Below are 19550 nucleotides of genomic sequence, written 5' to 3'. Positions count from 1 at the left end.
TTAACGTTGTCCTAAACCTTGTAAACAATTGAATCAACTGATTGGAGAGTGAAGATGGCTTGGAATGAGCCCGGCGGAAATAACAACGACCCTTGGAAGAATAAGGGTGGCAAAGACCAAGGTCCACCAGATTTAGATGAGGTGTTTAAAAACATCATGAATAAATTTGGTAAGTTTGGTGGTGGTGGAAAAGGCGGATCTAGTTCGGGCGGTAAAAGCTTCGGCGGTATCGGCCTTAGTGTCATCGCAGCGATACTTATTGCTGTATGGGTATTAAGTGGTTTCTATACTATCCGTGAAGCAGAGCGCGGTGTGGTCTTGCGTTTTGGTGAGTTTAGCCATTTTGTGGAGCCTGGTCTGCGCTGGAAACCGACTTTTATTGATAAAGTGGTACCGGTTGACGTACAAACAGTGCGTTCAATGGCCTCGTCTGGATCAATGCTGACTCAAGACGAAAACGTGGTTCGAGTTGAAATGGAAGTTCAATATCGCATATTAGAACCCTATAAATATAGCTTCGCGGTAACTAACCCTGAAGAGAGCTTAAGTCAGGCTTTCGACAGTGCCATTCGTTATGTAGTCGGTCATTCTGTTATGGATGACGTTCTTACTAGTGGTCGTGAAGTTGCCCGTCAAAATGTACGTGATGAATTGCAAAGCATCATTGAGTCATACGACATGGGTCTTGCTATTGTCGATATGAACTTTAAAGATGCACGCCCACCAGATGAAGTGAAAGCCGCTTTCGATGATGCAATCGCAGCACAAGAAGATGAGCAACGTTTTGTCAATGAAGCAGACGCTTATGCCCGTGAGATTGAACCTCGAGCTCGTGGTCAAGTAAACCGTATGGCGCAAGAGGCACAAGCTTATAAAGAGCAGGCGTCACTTCAAGCCCAAGGTGAAATTGCACGTTTTGAAGAATTACTACCCCAGTATCAAGCTGCTCCGGACGTTACACGAAGCCGTATATACCTAGAAACTATGCAAGAAGTGTATAGCAATACTAGTAAAATATTGGTGGATACAAAAGGGTCAGGCAACATGCTGTATTTACCCTTGGATAAAATACTTGAGCGCCAATCTAGTGGTAGTGCGCCAGCTGCTAACCGCAGCACCTTAGAAGGTCTGCGTAATCAAGATGGTGGAACTTCTGTAGATAATTCAACGGTTACTTCGCGCAGTAACAGTCGCACGGGGAGGAACTAAGGTATGAAAAATTTTATTGCTGTTATTGTTATTTTACTTGGTTTCTTAGCTTACGGTTCGCTGTTTGTTGTGAGTGAAGGTGACAAAGCCATCGTTATCCAGTTTGGGAAGGTACAGCGTGATAACGCTAACTTAACGGTTGTATTTGAGCCGGGTTTACATTTTAAACTGCCCATATTCGACCGTGTTGTGGTGTTAGATGCACGTATTCAAACTTTAGATGAAATGCCTAGCCGTTTTGTTACTTCAGAGAAGAAAGACTTAATTGTTGATTTGTATGTGAAGTGGAAGATTAAAGATTTTGCCAAATATTATTTAGCTACTGGTGCAATTAAAGCCAACGCTGAAATATTATTGCAACAGAAAGTCAATAACGGACTACGCTCTGAGTTTGGTACGCGCACCATTTCTCAAATTGTATCAGGTGAGCGCTCTGAGTTGATGGATGAGGCGATGAACCAAGCGTCGTTAAGTTCAGATGAGCTCGGTATCGAAATTGTTGATGTGCGAGTTAAGCAAATCAATTTACCCCCTGAAGTACGTAACTTTATTTTTGAACGTATGCGAACTGAGCGAGAAGCGGTTGCTAGAGAGCACCGTTCTGAAGGTAAGAAAAAAGCCGATTTTATCAAAGCAGATGTTGATGCTCGGGTAACGGTTATGCTTGCTGATGCTGAACGTAATGCGCGTAAATTAAAAGGTGAGGGCGATGCCTTGGCTGCCAAAATTTATGCTGATACCTATACTAAAGACGCTGAGTTTTATCGCTTCTTACGCAGTATGGATGCATATAGAGCCAGCTTTAATAGTAAAAATGACGTCTTAGTGGTGGAGCCTGATACTGAATTCTTCCGCTACATGAACGGTCAAAAGGGCAAATAAGCTCCTCGACAGTTTATTCTACATAAAAAGCGCCTTAGGGCGCTTTTTGCTGTTTACACCTTATCTACTTTGGAAAGTCTATTTTGCAAACCCTTGCTCAACTACAAGCTGGTCAACTAATTGGAATAACACGTTTAGCCTTAGCTGAGGATTTAACGACCTTTCCCTTAGAAATTTTGTCATTGGCTGATAGCCTAGAAGTGCTTGATTTATCCAATAATCGCCTCAGCAGCTTGCCTGCAGAGTTGGCTCAAATGACAAAACTGAAAATTGTCTTTGCCTCGAACAATTTATTTGAATCATTACCTGAGGTCTTAGGTCAATGCCTCAATCTTGAAATGATAGGTTTTAAAGCCAATCAGATTAGGCAGGTAAGCGCTGCTGCTTTGCCTCCTCAATTGAGATGGTTGATCCTCACCGACAACCAAATTGAAAGGTTACCAGATGAATTAGGTGCTAGGCCCAGACTACAAAAGCTCGCCTTGGCCGGCAATCGCTTGAGCCAACTTCCGCAGACTTTAAGTCAATTACACAATCTTGAATTAGTGCGTATTTCGGCTAACTGTCTGACTGAGTGTCCTGAGCAATTATTGACGCTACCAAAATTAGCTTGGTTTGCCTTTGCAGGCAATCCTTTTTGCCATTCAACAGATAATCCAACGCAGGTACCCGACATCGATCCTACCAGTTTTACTTTGGGCGAGATTCTGGGGCAAGGCGCTTCTGGCGTGATTTATCAAGGGCAATGGACTCAAGCACAAACTCAATATCCAATCGATATTGCCGTTAAGGTGTTTAAGGGCCAAGTGACCAGTGATGGGTATCCTCAAGATGAGCTGAACGCATGTTTACAGGTCGGCTATCATCCATATTTGGTAAAACCATTGGCGCAGGTAGCTCAGCCGCAGTCATTGGCCTTAGTGATGGAATTAATCCCTCCAAACTATGCCAACTTAGGCCTGCCTCCATCATTAGAGAGCTGTACTCGGGACACCTTCCCTGCAGGCTTTCGGCTGTCCATTAGCCACATTGATAAAATCGTCATGCAAATGCAAGACGTGTTTGAGCATATGCATAATAAGTTGGTGTGCCATGGTGACCTTTATGCTCACAACACCTTGTTTGATCAAGAAGCGAATATTATTTTTGGCGATTTTGGTGCAGCAAGTCAATATCATATGCTATCGGCTAATCAACAGAGCAATATCAAAAAAATTGAACATCGATCTCTACAGCTTTTTATTGATGATTTACTGAGTATTTGCCATGAGCATGATCACACCGATACTCGTTACTTAAAGTGGCGCAAAGTGAGCCAGACTTGAACCCATAACATGTGACTGAGTCATTTAGCTTGAATATACTTACTCAGCTAACAATGTTTGCAAACAATGCTCTTTGATGCCGTAAAATTGTTTGATGTTTTCTATTTGCAAGAGTATCTGACTGTTATCTGTTACTTGTTTGCGTTTAGTCGCTAAAATCATCTTATTTTTATTAGTATGCTCTAGACTAACAAACTCAAAGACTTTAGTTTGATATCCATGGGCTTCTAATAACAAGGCACGTAACGAGTCAGTGACCATCTCGGCTTGTTGTCCTAGATGTACGCCAAATTGTAGCATCGGCTGCAGTAACTCAGGGCTATGCATCTGTGGCCGAATTTGTTTATGACAACAAGGTGAGCACATAATAATGGCAGCGTTGGCCCTTATCCCATAGTTGATTGCATAATCAGTAGCTACGTCACAGGCGTGCAAGGCAATCATTACATCGGTTTGCTGTGGCGCATGGGTTTTGACATCACCACAAACAAAATTTAAACCCTTATGTTCAAGTTGCTCAGCAGTATCTTGACATAATTTGGCTAATTCAGTGCGCAGTTCTACTCCACTTACCTGCGAGTTTATTGCTAGTTGATGTTGCAAATAATCATGGATCGCGAAAGTTAAATATCCCTTACCACAGCCAAAATCTACCACTTGCATGGCTTCGTTTGTACTCAAGGGCGAGTTAGCCAATGCCTGGCTGAATACTTCGATAAACTTATTAATTTGTTTCCATTTACGCGACATTGAGGGGATTAAACGTTGCTCACTGTCAGTGACTCCCAATGCCTGCAAATAAGGTCGGCTTAATTCAACAAAGCGTTGCTTTTCTTTATTATGTTGTTGATTGATTGCAACGCTAGTGGATGCTGTAAGAGCATGACTATGAATGCTTTCTTTGCCTTTTTTACTGATATCTAATTGTATTTCTTGTTCAGTGGAATACATATGCGCGGCTTTAAAATCTGCCTCCAAATAACCATTTATTGCAGCTAATCCTTCAGTAAATGGCTGGTTCTTAGTGATATCGTTGGTTTTGTAACTCAGTACAAAAGATAGCATCGGCTGTTCTCGAATTATTATCGGCCGCACTACTATGCGCTGCAACTCTTTATCACTACCTCGATTCTTACTAAGCAGTAGTTTAATTAATTTGTTAGTTTGCAAATTTTCTGATAACAGAGTTAAAAACTGCTCTTTTGTGCGGATAGGCTGTGGCATCATGCGGATATTGTTTTACTTTATAAATGAACTTACTGGCTATTGTAGCGCCTAAAGCCTGCGATGAACTAATTCGTTGTAGAATTAAATGTTGCAGCTTTTTAACTGACTAGGCCGGTATCTAAGTTAATACGCTACTGGTAAATCAGCGTTGCAACTTTTTTGTAAATCGCCCACTATGTTCATACTCTAACAATAAAAATAAAAGGACCCTGAATGAAGTTTTTTGCTGGTTTGTTGACACTACTTGTTGCGCTCATGCACTTTGGTTTTATGGCGTTGGAAATGTTTTTTTGGGACGCGCCAATTGGTTTAAAAGTGTTTAATATGACTGCAGAATTTGCAGCAAGTTCACAAGTACTGGCCTTCAATCAAGGTTTTTATAACGGCATTTTAGCGGTAGGTTTATTGTGGGGCTTGTTTAGTTCTAATCAGGGTGTAAAAGTGTTTTTTTTATTGGCTATTATCGGTGCCGGTATTGTAGGAGGCTTAACAGCTAATACTTCGATTCTTTATGTACAAGCCTTACCTGCTTTTATCACTTTACTTTTTGTATTAAAAACTAAAGGACGCCAAGCGGGTGAGCAGAGATTATTTTCCTAATCCTGAGCTACAGCTAGAATTTAGAATAAGAGCGACTAAATGACGCTCTTTTTTTTGGTTATATGTTTACTTAAAGAATCTCCCATAAGATACCTTTAGTTATTCTTAACTCCAAATCGCCTAAACTATAACCATAGAATTATGCTTTAAGTCAGTTAAATTAAAGGATGGCTTATTTTCTTGTAAACCACTGGCACCAATCCTGCGATTAAATTGAGTTTAAGACCATTCATACTGCAGTGCCAAGAGCGCTATATTAAAGAGCCACCACAATAGTACTTTTACCTGTTTGTGTTCTTTGCAAGCTAGAGCGTCATGCACCTATAACTCTAGCCAATGTAGGCTGAAGAAATTAACCTGGTAAATAACTGAATGGTCTAGTCCAAATGCGATTAAATCGCGTAATATAACGCTTAGTTTAAATAGTATTGAGTTGTTCTATGAAATATCGTGGTAGCCCTAATTTTAGTCATGGTCAAGAAGATAAGATTGGTGTCATTGTCACTAATCTAGGGACACCAGATGCTCCCAATAAAGTCGCTTTAAAACGCTATCTAAAAGAGTTTTTATCAGATCCTAGAGTGGTAGAAGTACCGCGCTTGCTGTGGTGGATGATACTTAACTTAGTTATTTTGAATATTCGGCCTAAGCGCTCTGCCAAAGCGTATTCAACCGTATGGACTGAACAAGGTTCGCCATTGTTGGTGCATACTCAGAATCAGGCTGTTGCGTTGGCAGATGTTATGCGACAGCAGTTTGGCGATAGTGTTATCGTTGAGCACGCCATGCGTTACGGTTCTCCATCCATCGATAGTAGCGTAGAAAAGCTATTACAAGCTGGGGTAAGAAAACTGCTTGTTTTGCCCTTGTATCCACAATATTGTGCTTCTACCAGTGGTTCGACATTTGATGCCTTGAGCCACAGCATGGAAAACAGAAGATGGTTGCCGGATATCCGCTTTATTAGCCACTATCATGATAATGTCGACTACATCCAAGCCGTTGCTGATAAAATTCGGGCTCATTGGCAAACACACGCCAAAGCCGATAAATTATTATTTTCATATCATGGCATCCCCAAGCGTTATTTATTAAATGGCGACCCCTATCATTGTGAATGCCATAAAACTTCTCGACTGATAGCTGAAAACTTGGGTTTGAACAAAAACGAGCATATGACTACCTTTCAATCTCGCTTCGGCCGCGAAGAATGGTTAAAGCCTTATACCGACGAAACCTTAAAAGGTTTCCCGCTACAAGGAGTTAAGTCAGTGCAGGTAGTATGCCCGGGCTTTTCTGCTGATTGTTTAGAAACTATCGAAGAAATTGGCGAAGAAAATCGCGAATATTTTATGCATGCCGGTGGTGAACGTTATGAATATATTGAGGCCTTAAATAGTGATCCGCAGCATATTGCACTGTTGGCCAGTTTGGTTAGCCAAAATATTCAGGGTTGGTCGGTAGATGCTGATGTGACCCTGCGCGCCAATTTAGCAAAAAGTTTAGGAGCAAAGGACTGATGACTAATCCAGCGATCACTGCACCCGATAGTCTACTCAAGGCGCAAAAACTGGCCAATCTATTGGATAATGCGGTCAGAATTCCTTTTACCCAAATTAGATTGGGTTTGGATTTTTTGATTGGTTTATTGCCCTTCGCAGGTGATGTGGTGTCGCTAATATTGTCATTTAAAATCGTACATTATGCCAAACAATTGGGTATGCCCGGTTTAGTGTTAGCGCAAATGATAAAGAATATCGGATTTGATTTTATCATTGGTTTGTTACCCTTTATTGGTGATATTGCCGATGTGTTTTATCGGGCTAACCAGAAGAATGTCAGGATAATGGAGCGCTGGTGGGTGGCTAATCAGCATGCTGCAATTAAAGCCAATGGCCAACAAGCGCTAAAAGACTGGCAAGATAAACAAGACGTGTAAAGCGTTAGCTGAGTTCTTCTACTGCATGAGTCTGCAGGTCTGCGAGTTTTATAATAGCTAAGCAGGCCTCATTAGTCGCAGATAACACAACTTGTGGAGCCTTACCCGCGTTAAAAGCCTCTTGCCAACGTGCGGCACATAAACACCAACGATCACCCGCCTTAAGACCGTCAAAGTGATACTGCTTAATAGGAGTAGAAAGATCATTACCTTGGCTTTTTGAAAAAACTAAAAATTCTTCAGTAACAATAGCGCAAACACTGTGATTACCGGAGTCGCTGGCGGGCACATAACAAAACCCTTCGCGGGTATAGCCGCCGTTACCACAACATAATTTTAAAGGCTTACCTAATACATTTTTTTCATTTGCCATGGAGTTTCTCAATCATAATTAATCTGCTGAAAGCATAACAAATTAGCAAGCTTTACCCCAGTCAAATCATTTGGAATATGCTACAGTTTGGTGCAGAAAAACGCGTCAATAACAAGCTATATCTCTCGTATAGCTTGTTATTGAGCGCAATACATTAACCTTGACGAGCTATTACTAGCAGGCTAAATATGAAAATTTATGAAACCCATACTGCACCATCGCCCAGAAGAGTAAGAATATTTTTGGCTGAAAAAAATATCCCTATGGAATACGTGCAAGTTGATATCGTAAAAGGTGAAAATTTATCTGCAGCCATGCGGACTAAAAATCCTATGGCTAAAATTCCCATTTTAGAATTAGATGATGGCACCTGTATTAGTGAAACAATCTCGATTTGTCGCTATTTTGAAGAATTACAGCCTGAACCGCCTTTATTCGGACGCACACCCCTAGAAAAAGCCCAAGTGGATATGTGGCAACGCTTTGCTGAATTGCATTTGTTTATGCCAATTGGCATGTGTTTTCAGCACACCACAGGCTATTTTAAAGACAGAATGACGCCGATAAAAGAATACGGTGTTGAAGCGGGCAAACAGGCACAAAGTTTTTTAAATGTGCTTGATGAACGTTTAGCACTGAGTCCTTATATCGCGGGTGAGCATTTTAGCGTCACTGATATTACCGCTTTGTGCGCAATCGACTTTGGTCGAGTAGTAAAAATAAAAATGACAGATCAGCAACTCAATTTAAAGCGTTGGTATGCAATGATGAACGAGCGTGCCAGCACTCAAGCCTAGTTGTTACTGCTGATAAAGGGCTGTGCAAGCGAGGAGTAGATAAGTGATACCGGATTGCTGGGCCAATGTTTAACGTGATCCTGGCTATTTGATTTAGCTTGAAAGATGTTCTAATTGGTACATCCCCAGTAAATAAGTTTCAAACACTATAATTTTATCGCAAAGGTCAGCCCTGTTAATGTCAAAACTTAAAGCAAACTTTACTATTGATAGTTATGGGATATATCAAGAGTGGAACGAAAAGTCTAAGCAACTGCCGCTCATTAATGACTTCACCACTAAAATTCCTGCGCTGGTCAACATTGAATTTGGTTTTATCTTAAGAGTAGTCAAAGGCAAAGGTTTAAGACTTGATTGGACCATTTATCATCCTGATATCATCGATAAAAAAGGTCAGGTAATGGCGCCCTTTACGGGTGAAGTTTATGTGCGCAATAATGATTGGCAATTTTATCTAGGGGATACCTTATGGGAGCCCATAGCAGACAAAACTGGGGATTGGCTGATGGTTATTGAATGCGCAGGTAAAATTATTGCTGAAAAAACCTTTAGTGTACTCACCGAGTATGCTGATGGAGAAATTCAGTTTTGGAAAAGACGCGGTTATTAGCTTGTTTAGCTTAATCAGTATTAAGCTATTGCTTTGTGTTTAAAATATTCTAATACTCACAAACCGAATTGAATTCAGGACAGATTGTTGAATAGAATCACTTTATTAGTTTGCATGATTTGCATCGTTTCATCCTGCGCCCCTGTGTCCAAAGTTAAACATGACACATACTGGTATGACACCTTGCCACGTGCTTCATGGTCAAAGTATCAGTTGATTGATACCAAGCAAGATTGGTTTGAAGTCTATCAATTAAATGCCAATACCTATGCTATTTATGAACCAAATCAGTGGCAAGAAGCGATAAGTTATTTATTGATCGGCTCAGATAAAGCCATGCTGGTAGATACCTTGCAAGGTATTGGTGATTTAAAATCGCTGGTTGCTCAACTGACTAATTTACCATTGCTTGTGATTAATACTCATAGTCATTTTGATCACGTCAGCGGCAACTATCAATTTGATACTATCTATGGAGTGAACAATACTTTTGCGTTAAATAACGCAAAAGGCCATGACAACGCAGTCAATGGCCAACAAATGACGGCCGATACATTTTGGAAAAACGTACCACCAGAGTTTTCAATGGAGTCCTATGAAAACAAGCCCTATCAGATTGAGTACTATGTGGCAGACGGTGAAATTATTGAGCTTGGCGAGCGTCCCATTGAAGTGGTTTTCATACCCGGTCATTCACCCGATAGCATCATGTTAATAGACAAAAATAATCGACTGATGTTGACCGGCGATAGCTTTTATCCAGCACCGCTATACCTGTATTCTGAGACATCGAGCTTTCGAGATTTCGCCAATTCAGTAAAAACGATGCTGAGTTATCAAGACAGAGTCGACTTTCTGCTGCCTGGCCACAATGAAACCATGCAATCCGTAGCCTATTTAGCCAAATTACAAGCGGCCGTTTTAGCCGTGCAAAACGCAGCTTTTCCCAGTAAGTTGGAAGACGAAGATGTGCGCAATTATGAGTTTGAGGGTTTTAGTTTGTTGGTAAAAGATCCATTGGATAAATAGCGTGGTTTTTGGCTTTGCTGAACAGGCCCGCCGCACATTAATTTTTTTGTAGTACAAAGGACTGATTGATTTTGAATTATCTGCAATTAAGCTACTTACACTTAATCACCATACTGCCGGCTTTCTTGCTGGGTACGTATTTATTGATGCGGCGCAAAGGAAGCCCAAGGCACAAGGTCTTGGGCAAAATATACATGTTGCTGATGTTATTCAGCGCAGTGGTCACACTATTTATGTCAGCCACCATCGGCCCCGTAATTCTCGGGCATTTTGGTTTTATTCACTTGTTTAGTTTATTGGTTCTCTACAGCGTACCGACCGCCTATGTTGCCGTGCGTAATGGCGACATTAACCGCCACAAACGCAGTATGATTGCCCTTTATGTTGGTGGTCTGCTTATCGCAGGAAGTTTTACCTTTGCCCCAGGCAGAATGTTGCACACGTGGTTGTTCCAATAAAAAAATCGTTCTTTTTGTCTTAGGTGCCGCTAACTAGTCGTTCTTAAAAGCGATCTGATGTCGTCGGCAATGCAGTTATCTTAATACTCTGCGTTCTCTGTGCAGCCCAGCCTCTGTGGTGAGAACGCTATTGCTTTTGGTGTTTGACAATAAAATGCCTTGAACACTTTGATTTCACTCATTTTCAATTCGAAGAAGGTGGCTTTTTCTCCACTCCAACGTAAGGAAAGAATTAGTGTCTTATGTAATGGTCAGCTGGGATGTCTGAACAAGGCACCTGTTTTACAGTGATGTTGTCAGCACAGTGAATAATTTTTACTTTTGGGCTTGATTGTATAAAAAGCATCACATACAAAAAAGGGCAGTATCACTGCCCTTTAATTGACCAAAAACTAGTCTCTCCAGCGTTTAGTTAAATCATCATAGGCGTCTATGCGGCGGTCGCGGAAATAGGGCCAGATACGTTTGATTTTTTCGGTACGGGCGAGATCTATATCTACCACTAGGTTTTCTTCTTTATCGATACTAGCTTGTGCCAATATCTCGCCTTGTGGGCCAGCGATAAAACTTTGCCCCCAGAATTGAATGCCTGCATCACCTTCAACTGGGGAGGCTTCAAAGCCCGTGCGATTGGCAACAATTACCGGAAGTGAGTTGGCTACCGCATGGGCACGCTGAATAGTTTGCCATGCGCCATGCTGGCGTACTTGCTCTTCTTTAGTATCTAAAGGATCCCAGCCAATAGCCGTGGGATAAAACAACATATCGGCGCCTTTCATCGCCATCAAACGCGCGGCTTCTGGATACCATTGATCCCAGCATACCAATACACCAAGTTTGCCTACGCTGGTTTGAATGGGTTCAAAACCTAAATCACCTGGGGTGAAATAAAACTTTTCGTAAAAAGCGGGGTCGTCAGGAATATGCATTTTGCGGTATTTACCTACCATACCTTGCTGCCGGTCAAAGACTACGGCGGTATTGTGATACAAACCCGAACCGCGTTTTTCAAATAACGAGGTGATCAACACAATATTTAATTTGGCGGCCAATGCGGCGAAATAGTCAGTGGCAGGGCCGGGAATAGGCTCGGCTAAATCGAAAAAGTCGGTGTTTTCTTGCTGGCAAAAATACAGGGTGCTATGCAGTTCTTGCAACATAACAAGCTCACAGCCCTGTTCTGCAAGGGCGGTGACTTGCTCGGCGCTGCGTTGCCAACTCAGTTGTTTGTCGTTATTGGCGACTTTTTGTTGCACTAAACCAACACGTAAGGTGGTTTTTGGGCTAGCTTGTCTGCTCATAATTGGCTTACTCCCTCATTTAAACGATGCACGATGTCGGCTTTTAAAGTGTTTTCAGGCACTTGCATACTGATGCAATGCAAGCTGCCAAATTGCTGCACCAGAGGCAAACAATTAATGGCTACGATTTTAAAGTCTGGATAGGCTTGTTGCATGATGGCCATAGCCAGTTCGTCTTCAGGCTGTTGGTAAATGGGGCATAAAACATGCTGATTCGAAATTAAATAATTGGCATAGGAGGCAGGCAGTCTGTCGCCTTCGGCGTTGTAGATTTCTGGCAAAGGTAACTCAAATACCTGATGTCCAGGCAGGGCGGCCTTACATTCAGCAACCAAGGCTGCTAAACCTACAAAATGTGCATCATTAGGGCGGTTAAAAGCTGACTGAACTACTATGCCTTGGCCAAGGGTAAAACGCACCAAAGTATCAATATGACCGTCGGTATCATCACCTTCTAAATGACCATGTTCAAAAATGCTGACTTTACTTGCGCCAAGTGCCTTCTTAAAAATCTCTGTATAACGCTCAAAGGACAAGTCGCCATTTCGTTTAGGATTACTTAAACAAAACTGGGTCGATAACAAATGGCCAGACTCGTCGATTTCAAGTGCCCCGCCCTCGGCCACCAAATCAATAGAGATTAAAGGCAATTGGCATAATTTAGCGAGGGTAGTGCGATTAACTTCATTGTCTTTACGGGCATCAAATTTTTCGCCCCAACCATTGAACGTAAATTCAATAGGCTGCAGCCCTTGCTCGCTTCGACAAGTTAGAAAACCGTAGTCCCGTACCCAGGTATCATTGTACTGAGTAGGCACTAAAAGTACCTTAGCGTCTGCTGGCAACATGGTTTTGCAGTGAGCAACTTCCTTGGCTTTAACCAGTAAAAGCACCGGTGTATTGGCGGCGTTTAAGGCCTGTATGATATCGAGGTAAACCTGACGGACATCATCTAGCCAACGATACCAATCGGTATCTAGGTCAGGCCATGCAAAAATAACGGCTTCTTGTTTTGCCCATTCTGGTAACAACTGCATTGAAGGTGTCATTCAGTCTTAATCCATCCTAATTTAATCTTGCGCATTATTATAAAATGCGACTTGTGCTGAAAAATTCAAGCCCGTATTTAAGCTTAATCTTTATTATTCAAATAAATACGCCAGCGAGAAAAACACACTGCGAGGTTCACCAACAAAATAACGATAATTGCCAAAGGCAATATCGGCGCGTTCAGCATAATCCTTATTAGTGATATTGAGCAAACGCAGGCTGGCTTTAAGCTTGTCGCTTAAGTACGTAGTGGCGCGCAGGTTGACAAGCTGATGCCCGTCATACGTCGCAGTATTCTCTGGGTCTAAGTAATATCTTCCCATAGTTAACCATTCTAGTTCCACTTGAGTTTTAGCAGATTGCCAACCGATTTGTGCGCTGCCCATTTGTTTAGGGGCTGTATCAATATCATTTCCTGCAATATCTTGGCGGCTAATGGTTAAGGCTGACTCATAACGATGTTGTGCATAGGTACCTGCACCAGCAATATACCAGTTCGGGTCGAACTGATGACGCACTGTCACCTCAATGCCACGATGAGAGGTACTGCCATTGTTGATAATCTGTCGCTCGGTATCTTGTAATATGACTTGGTCTTTTTCTAAATAAAATGCTCTTAGGTCAAGATAGCTGGTGGTATTGCTAAAGCGGCTACCTAGCTCGAGTGATTGGCTTTTTTCAACCTCCAATTTGGCCGTACTTTGCTGATTTTGTAAGCGAAATAATTCACTGGTCTGCGGCACTCGGTGGCCTTGTGCCCACTGACTGTATAGGCTGATACCCGCACTGAGTTGGTGCTGTATGGCTAATTTTTGTGACCAATTATTATAACTTAATGCTTGATCGGCAGGGCGAATAAAACGACAGTTTACCGCTGCGTCTGCACAGGCGCTGCCTGCGCTTAATCGGTTGTCATAATCCAGTTCGGTGCGCTCATATCGTAGCCCCGCCACTATTTGGGTTGCCGTTTGTAATTGCCAGTTCAGTTCGACATAAGGCGAATAAACTTGACTGGTGACATTATAGTCATAGTGCATACCCTGTGGAATCGTGGCTGAAAAAGGTTCGGCTTGATATTCAGATAACTTACCCCAAGTTTGATCCCAATCAAAACCACTTAATACTCTTAGTTTGGCAAACCGTTGGATAAACTGGCTTTGTATGCCAACACTATTATGTGAGTTTTCTTCTAATGCTTGCCAAGGCAAATAGTGCTGTAAAAAAGCCATTTGGTTGGCACGTACGTAGGGCGTAATGTTAAATTGGGTATCTGCGTCAGCTTCATAGCTCCAGCGGCTATATGCTCTTAAAGAACGTGCATTCCTGAACGCTTCTGGATTGTCATTTATACGCCGTAAGATTGGATCTTTATACACCTCAAAACCTTCGACAAAGCCTGCGGTTTGTTGGTTTAAATTACTTAAGGCAAGTACCGATTTAACTGACCATTGCTGGAATTGAGTTTGCTGAATGATATTGAGTTTTTGTTGGTCATAGCCACTGTCATTTTGATAACCGCCGTCGCTGGTGGCATTGCCATAGACTAACCAAGCCTGATTATCATTTTGTGAACCCACCCGAAATTTACCACGATAATAATCATGAGGTCCGGTTTCAAGGGAGATTAAATTAGCACTTGCTTGCATGGCGTCCGGGCTAAGAACATTAATCACACCGTGTACTGCGTTGCTACCATATAAAGCACTATTTGAACCTAGTACTACTTCGATCTGTGCGGCTTGTTCACTATTAACGTCAAATAGTTGATTAGTATTGCAAAAGCCGGGGGCGCGCAAAGCAATACCATCTTCAGCCATAAAAAAAGCACCGCATGCGCCAGCACCGGTTAACACTGGGGAGCGTAATGCGGTTAGGTGCTCTTGGCCGTTGCCGCGGCTGATCCACGCACCTGCGACTCTCGCTAAAGCTTGCTGAATATGCTGCGGCTCTAACAAAGCTAACTCTGATTCATCCAGCCAAGCGATATTACTGCTTAGTTGGCTGATTGTTTGGCTTTGCCGATTGGCTGTGACGGTAATAATGTCAATGTCTTGGATATTGGCTGAAACTGGACTCAGCAAGCCAATACTGCTCACAATTATCGACAATTGCTTGATTTTCATGTGTTTTACTACTGAGAGTGACAAAAATGGGATCATACACAAGCTCAGCTCTTTACCCAATGATCAGATCAAAATAAGTATTGTTCCGCGAGACTCTGGTTAATTGTCCTTAACAATCAGCCTAAAGTCAGATCCTGAACTCAATATATTGGTCATTTTAAAGACTAGTTTGAACTATCAAAGCCTCAGATTAGATTAAATGCTTCTATCTCACTTGCCTAACTGTCTGTTTTTTAATCAATTAAGTTTGTCTTATATCTGTAACTTGTTGTTTTACAATAATTTTACCGAGTTTAAACAATAAAAATACAGAAACACTTGATCATTTGCGTCATAAATAGGCTGCGGCTCAGGTAATAAATAGGGGCCGTAATACGTGAAGTTAAGTGAAATAACAGGAGAAGCGACAATGAAAAAACTGATATTGGCAGTATTTGCCTTAAGTGCTTTTGCAGCGAATGCCGGCATGAAGTCGGCGGCTAATTACAAATTTGCTGGAGAAATGGCCTACGCCGATTTTTGTAAAGCCGTGGTGACTGATGATCTAGGCCTATTAAAACGCAGCATTCGCAATAAAGTAGGAGAGGTGGCTCATTCAAGCAAAGATGTATTACGAAAATTAGTCGCTGATGATGGCATGAAGTGTAACAACATAGATTTGTTAGAGTTCTCTAAGCAGCGTGAGGCAAAAGATGTTCAAGCTTATCTTAGCGAGGTGTTGTAGTTGTATTAAGCCCGCGAATAAAATAGCCTGCCTTGCAGGCTATTTTGTTTGATGCTCAGCCGCTTGGCTTAAACAGGCGGGCAGCACTAAGGTATTGTAAATCAGTGCATAAGCGTATTGTTCTTGGCGCAGACTGAGTTCGCTGCGTTGTAGAATTTCGTCGCCACTGTTTTTCATAAACAGTAAACCACATTTTTGTTCTAGCGTTGCAAGCTCATTAAGCTCTATATCGACCCCCGGTATTGAGGTACTTTTATTGCGTAGCGCCAATAAACGAAAATCTTGTGCCTCAATGGCATGCTCTGCATCCACCTTGGCCTCACTTACTATTTGTTGTTGGCGGTTTCCCAGAGAATGTGCAGCAGGCGCTTGATGGGCAGTTGCAGCCTGATTAGGCGCTTCATTACAGGCATTAAGGCCTGCACAACATAGCAGTAAGGCACCACAGTAAACCGGTTTAAATAGTGGTTTCATTTGGCTTAACCCTCCGCGCAAATAGCAACACAGCGCTTAAAAAAAACAGTGGCCAAGTTAGTACGCCACCACTACTTGTGCTTGTAGGGGTGGCACTCGTTTGGATGTTAACCGTAATATTAAGTTGTGCCGTACTACTTAATTCACCGTCACTGAGGGTATAAGTTAATGATTCGCTACCACTGAATCCGCTTGCGGGTTGGTAACTGATTTGTTGATTACTAATACTGACCGAGCCTAGACCACTGTAACCAATAGACGTGATAGTGAGCGTATTATTGTCAGTGTCGCTATCGTTAGCCAGCACATCAATCAGCGTTGCCGGTGCGTTTTGCAATAGGCTGACGTTATCATCTTGGGCTACAGGGGCATCGTTGAGGGCATTAACTTGGATGGTCAAGCTAAATAACTCACTGGGTAAGCTGCCATCATTAACGCTTACAAGTACCGCAAGTTGACCGTTAAAATCGGTCGCTGGAATGATGTCTGATCCAGCCACAAGGTAATTATCACCCGCCTGTATACTTAGGCTAAAATCATCGGGATAAAGTGAATCAGCATCCTCCACCCTTAAGTCATCTAAGCTGAGGGTAATACTGCTGTCCTCATTCGTAGTAAGTGCAGTTTGTCCGGTGATCACGGGCTGAACGGGCTCTGCTTTAGTGATACTGAGATTATGTGAATTTAGGGCATAAAATAGCTTGTCACTGCACTTCACCATCAGTCTTACTGTGGTGCTATCAATATTGGGTACGGTGATAACATGTTCGCCATCATTGGCGACTGAACTAGCTAATTCGATATCGAAGCTAGTATTGCTCTCACTGCTTAATAATATATCTACAGCAGAGCAGTTGTAAGGGCTAAGATCGGTGCCGGCCACATTCCAGTTTATTGTTTGTTGTGCAAGTCCCGCCCACGTTTGCTCTGAATCAGGCGCTGTAATAGCAAAGTTTTGCTGGTTGTTGACCACTTTTATGTTTACGTCACTGCTGTTAACGCCACCCTTATTGTCTCTTACGCTAAGGCGCAATGTAAGACTTCTATCTGTGTTGGCATAGGTTTCACCGACCGCTAGTTGACTACTCGAGACACTGCTTAACTGCGGAAAATAGCGCTGTGAAGATTCTGTCGCAGGGTAGGAGCGAAATAGTGGATTTGCCCCATTGTCTGTGGCCATTGCTGAGCCGTTTGTGGTGCCGCCGTTATCACCTCCGGCGTCGATTTGTTCCCAATTAAAGAGTAGGCCATCGTTGTCAGCATCGCTGCTGGCACTGGCCTCGATGACAAATGGAGTGTTGGCAGGGATTGTATAGGTGTTATTACTAAGCTGAATTTGCGGAATAGCGTTATTTTGTAACGACGAACTTCCGCAGGATGAACCACTAAAACTCTCAACATAACTGCGGATTTCTGCGATTGAACCTGCATGAAAATACGGATCGCTATTGGCTTGTAAATTTTGTCCACTACATAAACCGGCATAAGCCATGATAGTAGAACCGCTGCCTGGTTCAAAGGCACTTTGCGCACTGCGTTGATCAGCATCACAGTTACTTTGGTCTTGTGCATTAAAAGAATGCCGCGCACCCAGTTGATGGCCTAATTCGTGAGCTACTAAGTCAATATAAAAACGTTCGCCCTTGGGGTTAGACGCTCCAGTGGTGCCGAGTGCTTTAGAGTTACTCAGACAGACCACTCCCACGCCGGCTAGCCCACCGCCGTTGGTTGTTAGTAAATGACCAACATCATAGTTAGCTTGACCGAGCAAGTTATCAAGGGTGCTTTGGTTAATATCAACATCACTGGCAGCGTCGGTGTTGGTATAAGGGTCGGTGTTGGCATCAATAAACATGACAGCCTCACTGTCCACCAGTTCAAATTGAAGCGCCAAGTCACTGAGTAGAATCTGATTTATACGGTTGACCAAAATCATGCTCTCGGCGACCACATCAGCCACGGTACCGCCCATTTTTTGGCCATACTCACCGCTGGTACTAATAGCCAAGCGGTAAGTGCGAATCTGTTCACCGATAGACGCGGTTTTTTGCTGCAATGCGGTGTCATTATCAGGTGATCCTATGGTTAAAAAGTCGGCCAGAGTGGATTTTTTCGCCTCCTCGTTGTTTGTTTCATCAACCGCATCTTTATAGCGATACACCATGTAGTCATCACCGCGCTCTTTTAATTGAGGAGATAATAAAAACCAGTCATTGTCTGCTCGATAAAAGCCAAAAAATCCCTGTGGGCTGAGACTAAAACGCCCATAGTTTGTTGGTTTATCAACTTGTTCACCCCTATAGGTCATCAATTGCGGATATTTACTACTCAATGATGCCGATAATATGGGCGATGGAGTCAGAGTGAACTCAAGCCATTGGCCATTTGGCAAAGGTAATTCGATGCTTTGGCCTTGTTTTATTTGGTTTTGCATCTGCGCCAGGACATCGTTATCTATGCGCAAGTAACGTGCGTTACGTGCAGTAGCCCTGAGTGCTTGGTGCTCTAAATTGGTATGTTGATTCACTTGACTTTGGCCATGCCACAGTTTGTTGGCGGCCTGTAATGACGCGGCATAACACAGCACGTATAGCGATAAAATGATAGAAAAACAGCTTTTTGATCTCATTATAAACCCATTTTAATTCGCTAAAGTTCCATTACTTTGCAGGTGGTACATTGCATTGATAACTTATGACTTTGATTATGGTATTGAGCAATTGGGCTACTTAAATGTCAAATAGTTTCACCGAGCTGCGTTTTCAGGAAATGTTGTAAAGCATGAGTGGCGGCGGCCACTTGTGCATATTGTTGTTCAGGGCTCAAAGCAAAGTCGAGACCGAGTATGCTTCGAGTATGAAATTCGCCTTTGAGTAAATTAAAATACATCACCGCCCCTTGCATGGCCTTCTGAGCGCTTAACTGACCCTCAGTAAAAGATTGAAAACATTGAGCCAACATATCTAAACTGTGCTGTGGACCCGCTTCATAAAATAATTCGGCAACACGGGGATTATTACTTATTTCACCAATGACAACTCGATAAATAGCAATGACCTGACTGTCGTGTAACAGACGGATAATTTGTAAGCCACTTTGTTGAAGGATGTCTTCAAAGCGTCCACTTTCATGTTCAAGATGAGAGCTATTTAACTGATAATCTTCACATTTAGCCTTGATTACTGCCGTAAAGAGGGCTTCTTTGTTATCAAAGTGCGAATACACCGTTTGTTTAGAAACGTCAGAGTTTTTAGCAACCATATCCATTGAGCAACCACTAAAACCGTGCACTAGAAACAACTCCCCCGCAGCTAATAATATTTGTTTGCGTTTTTGCTGGCTCTTAGGTCGGCCAGCCTTAATCACAGTTGCTTTGGTCAATGCGTACTCCAATTTCACTAAAAAAATAATCTTAACTATTAGATTAAT

19 protein-coding genes are annotated in these 19550 nt (G+C 42.5%); 11 read left to right on the top strand and 8 right to left on the bottom strand.

Annotated elements, in window-relative coordinates:
* Positions 1-54 precede the first annotated feature (54 nt).
* The 3 genes from hflK (at position 55) to ABKW31_RS10940 (ending at position 3416) form a co-directional block, all read left to right on the top strand.
* Positions 55-1209, top strand: coding sequence for an FtsH protease activity modulator HflK (hflK, locus tag ABKW31_RS10950; RefSeq protein ID WP_348616390.1), 1155 nt, complete (start codon positions 55-57; stop codon positions 1207-1209).
* A gap of 3 nt (positions 1210-1212) precedes the next feature.
* Positions 1213-2091: a protease modulator HflC gene (hflC, locus tag ABKW31_RS10945; protein ID WP_348616389.1), complete on the top strand. Its 879-nt coding sequence runs from the start codon at positions 1213-1215 to the stop codon at positions 2089-2091.
* 83 nt (positions 2092-2174) lie between these two features.
* Positions 2175-3416 carry a leucine-rich repeat-containing protein kinase family protein gene (locus ABKW31_RS10940; RefSeq protein ID WP_348616388.1) on the top strand — a complete coding sequence of 414 codons (1242 nt, stop codon included), beginning with the start codon at positions 2175-2177 and terminating at the stop codon, positions 3414-3416.
* 39 nt (positions 3417-3455) lie between these two features.
* Here ABKW31_RS10940 and ABKW31_RS10935 read toward each other — a convergent pair whose 3' ends face one another.
* Positions 3456-4643, bottom strand: a complete 1188-nt coding sequence (locus ABKW31_RS10935) for an SAM-dependent methyltransferase (protein WP_348616387.1) — start codon at positions 4641-4643, stop codon at positions 3456-3458.
* Positions 4644-4856: 213 nt separating this feature from the next.
* Between ABKW31_RS10935 and ABKW31_RS10930 the strand changes: the two genes are divergently transcribed.
* The 3 genes from ABKW31_RS10930 to ABKW31_RS10920 all read left to right on the top strand — a co-directional run bounded on the left by ABKW31_RS10930 (position 4857) and on the right by ABKW31_RS10920 (position 7182).
* Positions 4857-5243 (top strand): DUF1304 domain-containing protein, encoded by a 387-nt coding sequence (locus tag ABKW31_RS10930; RefSeq protein ID WP_348616386.1) that lies wholly within the window; start codon positions 4857-4859, stop codon positions 5241-5243.
* A gap of 440 nt (positions 5244-5683) precedes the next feature.
* Entirely contained in the window at positions 5684-6763 is a 1080-nt protein-coding gene (gene hemH / locus ABKW31_RS10925; protein ID WP_348616385.1) for a ferrochelatase, read from the top strand.
* Positions 6763-7182 (top strand): DUF4112 domain-containing protein, encoded by a 420-nt coding sequence (locus ABKW31_RS10920; RefSeq protein ID WP_348616384.1) that lies wholly within the window; start codon positions 6763-6765, stop codon positions 7180-7182. The genes hemH and ABKW31_RS10920 overlap by 1 nt, the downstream gene beginning before the upstream one ends.
* 4 nt (positions 7183-7186) lie before the next feature.
* Here the strand turns inward: ABKW31_RS10920 and ABKW31_RS10915 are convergent, their stop codons facing one another.
* Positions 7187-7555, bottom strand: coding sequence for a DUF2237 domain-containing protein (locus ABKW31_RS10915; protein ID WP_348616383.1), 369 nt, complete (start codon positions 7553-7555; stop codon positions 7187-7189).
* Between the two features lie 188 nt (positions 7556-7743).
* Here ABKW31_RS10915 and ABKW31_RS10910 point away from each other — a divergent pair, with 188 nt between their 5' ends.
* The 4 genes from ABKW31_RS10910 (at position 7744) to ABKW31_RS10895 (ending at position 10449) form a co-directional block, all read left to right on the top strand.
* On the top strand, positions 7744-8352 hold the full coding sequence (locus ABKW31_RS10910; protein ID WP_348616382.1) for a glutathione S-transferase family protein: 609 nt from the start codon (positions 7744-7746) through the stop codon (positions 8350-8352).
* Positions 8353-8530: 178 nt separating this feature from the next.
* Positions 8531-8962, top strand: coding sequence for a DUF3859 domain-containing protein (locus ABKW31_RS10905; protein WP_348616381.1), 432 nt, complete (start codon positions 8531-8533; stop codon positions 8960-8962).
* 87 nt (positions 8963-9049) lie between these two features.
* Entirely contained in the window at positions 9050-9991 is a 942-nt protein-coding gene (locus ABKW31_RS10900) for an MBL fold metallo-hydrolase (RefSeq protein WP_348616380.1), read from the top strand.
* 71 nt (positions 9992-10062) lie between these two features.
* Positions 10063-10449: a DUF2306 domain-containing protein gene (locus tag ABKW31_RS10895; protein ID WP_348616379.1), complete on the top strand. Its 387-nt coding sequence runs from the start codon at positions 10063-10065 to the stop codon at positions 10447-10449.
* Positions 10450-10841: 392 nt separating this feature from the next.
* On the opposite strand, the gene ABKW31_RS10890 is transcribed toward ABKW31_RS10895, so the two are convergent.
* The 3 genes from ABKW31_RS10890 to ABKW31_RS10880 all read right to left on the bottom strand — a co-directional run bounded on the left by ABKW31_RS10890 (position 10842) and on the right by ABKW31_RS10880 (position 14923).
* Positions 10842-11750, bottom strand: a complete 909-nt coding sequence (locus ABKW31_RS10890; RefSeq protein ID WP_348616378.1) for a carbon-nitrogen hydrolase — start codon at positions 11748-11750, stop codon at positions 10842-10844.
* A complete protein-coding gene (locus tag ABKW31_RS10885) occupies positions 11747-12799 on the bottom strand; it encodes an agmatine deiminase family protein (protein ID WP_348616377.1) in 1053 nt (350 codons plus the stop codon). Before ABKW31_RS10885 ends, ABKW31_RS10890 begins: the two co-directional genes overlap by 4 nt.
* Before the next feature lie 93 nt (positions 12800-12892).
* The gene (locus ABKW31_RS10880; RefSeq protein ID WP_348616376.1) at positions 12893-14923 is read right to left on the bottom strand and encodes a TonB-dependent receptor; all 2031 of its coding nucleotides are present in this window, start codon (positions 14921-14923) and stop codon (positions 12893-12895) included.
* Between the two features lie 409 nt (positions 14924-15332).
* Here ABKW31_RS10880 and ABKW31_RS10875 point away from each other — a divergent pair, with 409 nt between their 5' ends.
* Positions 15333-15647 (top strand): hypothetical protein, encoded by a 315-nt coding sequence (locus ABKW31_RS10875; RefSeq protein ID WP_348616375.1) that lies wholly within the window; start codon positions 15333-15335, stop codon positions 15645-15647.
* Positions 15648-15686: 39 nt separating this feature from the next.
* Here ABKW31_RS10875 and ABKW31_RS10870 read toward each other — a convergent pair whose 3' ends face one another.
* From ABKW31_RS10870 to ABKW31_RS10860, 3 genes are all read right to left on the bottom strand, one after another.
* The gene (locus ABKW31_RS10870) at positions 15687-16121 is read right to left on the bottom strand and encodes a hypothetical protein (protein ID WP_348616374.1); all 435 of its coding nucleotides are present in this window, start codon (positions 16119-16121) and stop codon (positions 15687-15689) included.
* Positions 16105-18750, bottom strand: coding sequence for a reprolysin-like metallopeptidase (locus ABKW31_RS10865; protein WP_348616373.1), 2646 nt, complete (start codon positions 18748-18750; stop codon positions 16105-16107). The genes ABKW31_RS10870 and ABKW31_RS10865 overlap by 17 nt, the downstream gene beginning before the upstream one ends.
* Before the next feature lie 107 nt (positions 18751-18857).
* A complete protein-coding gene (locus ABKW31_RS10860; RefSeq protein WP_348616372.1) occupies positions 18858-19502 on the bottom strand; it encodes a TetR/AcrR family transcriptional regulator in 645 nt (214 codons plus the stop codon).
* Positions 19503-19550 lie beyond the last annotated feature (48 nt).

The organism is Paraglaciecola sp. 25GB23A (assembly GCF_040012495.1).
Taxonomy (GTDB): Bacteria; Pseudomonadota; Gammaproteobacteria; order Enterobacterales; family Alteromonadaceae; genus Paraglaciecola.
This window is presented reverse-complemented; position numbering and strand designations above follow the sequence as displayed.

Bases quoted from the DNA above. Each gene is read 5' to 3' on its own strand.
- hflK (WP_348616390.1), top strand. From the start codon at position 55: ATGGCTTGGAATGAGCCCGGCGGAAATAACAACGACCCTTGGAAGAAT.
- hflC (WP_348616389.1), top strand. From the start codon at position 1,213: ATGAAAAATTTTATTGCTGTTATTGTTATTTTACTTGGTTTCTTAGCT.
- ABKW31_RS10935 (WP_348616387.1), bottom strand. From the start codon at position 4,643: ATGATGCCACAGCCTATCCGCACAAAAGAGCAGTTTTTAACTCTGTTA.
- ABKW31_RS10930 (WP_348616386.1), top strand. From the start codon at position 4,857: ATGAAGTTTTTTGCTGGTTTGTTGACACTACTTGTTGCGCTCATGCAC.
- hemH (WP_348616385.1), top strand. From the start codon at position 5,684: ATGAAATATCGTGGTAGCCCTAATTTTAGTCATGGTCAAGAAGATAAG.
- ABKW31_RS10920 (WP_348616384.1), top strand. From the start codon at position 6,763: ATGACTAATCCAGCGATCACTGCACCCGATAGTCTACTCAAGGCGCAA.
- ABKW31_RS10915 (WP_348616383.1), bottom strand. From the start codon at position 7,555: ATGGCAAATGAAAAAAATGTATTAGGTAAGCCTTTAAAATTATGTTGT.
- ABKW31_RS10910 (WP_348616382.1), top strand. From the start codon at position 7,744: ATGAAAATTTATGAAACCCATACTGCACCATCGCCCAGAAGAGTAAGA.
- ABKW31_RS10905 (WP_348616381.1), top strand. From the start codon at position 8,531: ATGTCAAAACTTAAAGCAAACTTTACTATTGATAGTTATGGGATATAT.
- ABKW31_RS10890 (WP_348616378.1), bottom strand. From the start codon at position 11,750: ATGAGCAGACAAGCTAGCCCAAAAACCACCTTACGTGTTGGTTTAGTG.
- ABKW31_RS10885 (WP_348616377.1), bottom strand. From the start codon at position 12,799: ATGACACCTTCAATGCAGTTGTTACCAGAATGGGCAAAACAAGAAGCC.
- ABKW31_RS10880 (WP_348616376.1), bottom strand. From the start codon at position 14,923: ATGAAAATCAAGCAATTGTCGATAATTGTGAGCAGTATTGGCTTGCTG.
- ABKW31_RS10875 (WP_348616375.1), top strand. From the start codon at position 15,333: ATGAAAAAACTGATATTGGCAGTATTTGCCTTAAGTGCTTTTGCAGCG.
- ABKW31_RS10870 (WP_348616374.1), bottom strand. From the start codon at position 16,121: ATGAAACCACTATTTAAACCGGTTTACTGTGGTGCCTTACTGCTATGT.
- ABKW31_RS10865 (WP_348616373.1), bottom strand. From the start codon at position 18,750: ATGAGATCAAAAAGCTGTTTTTCTATCATTTTATCGCTATACGTGCTG.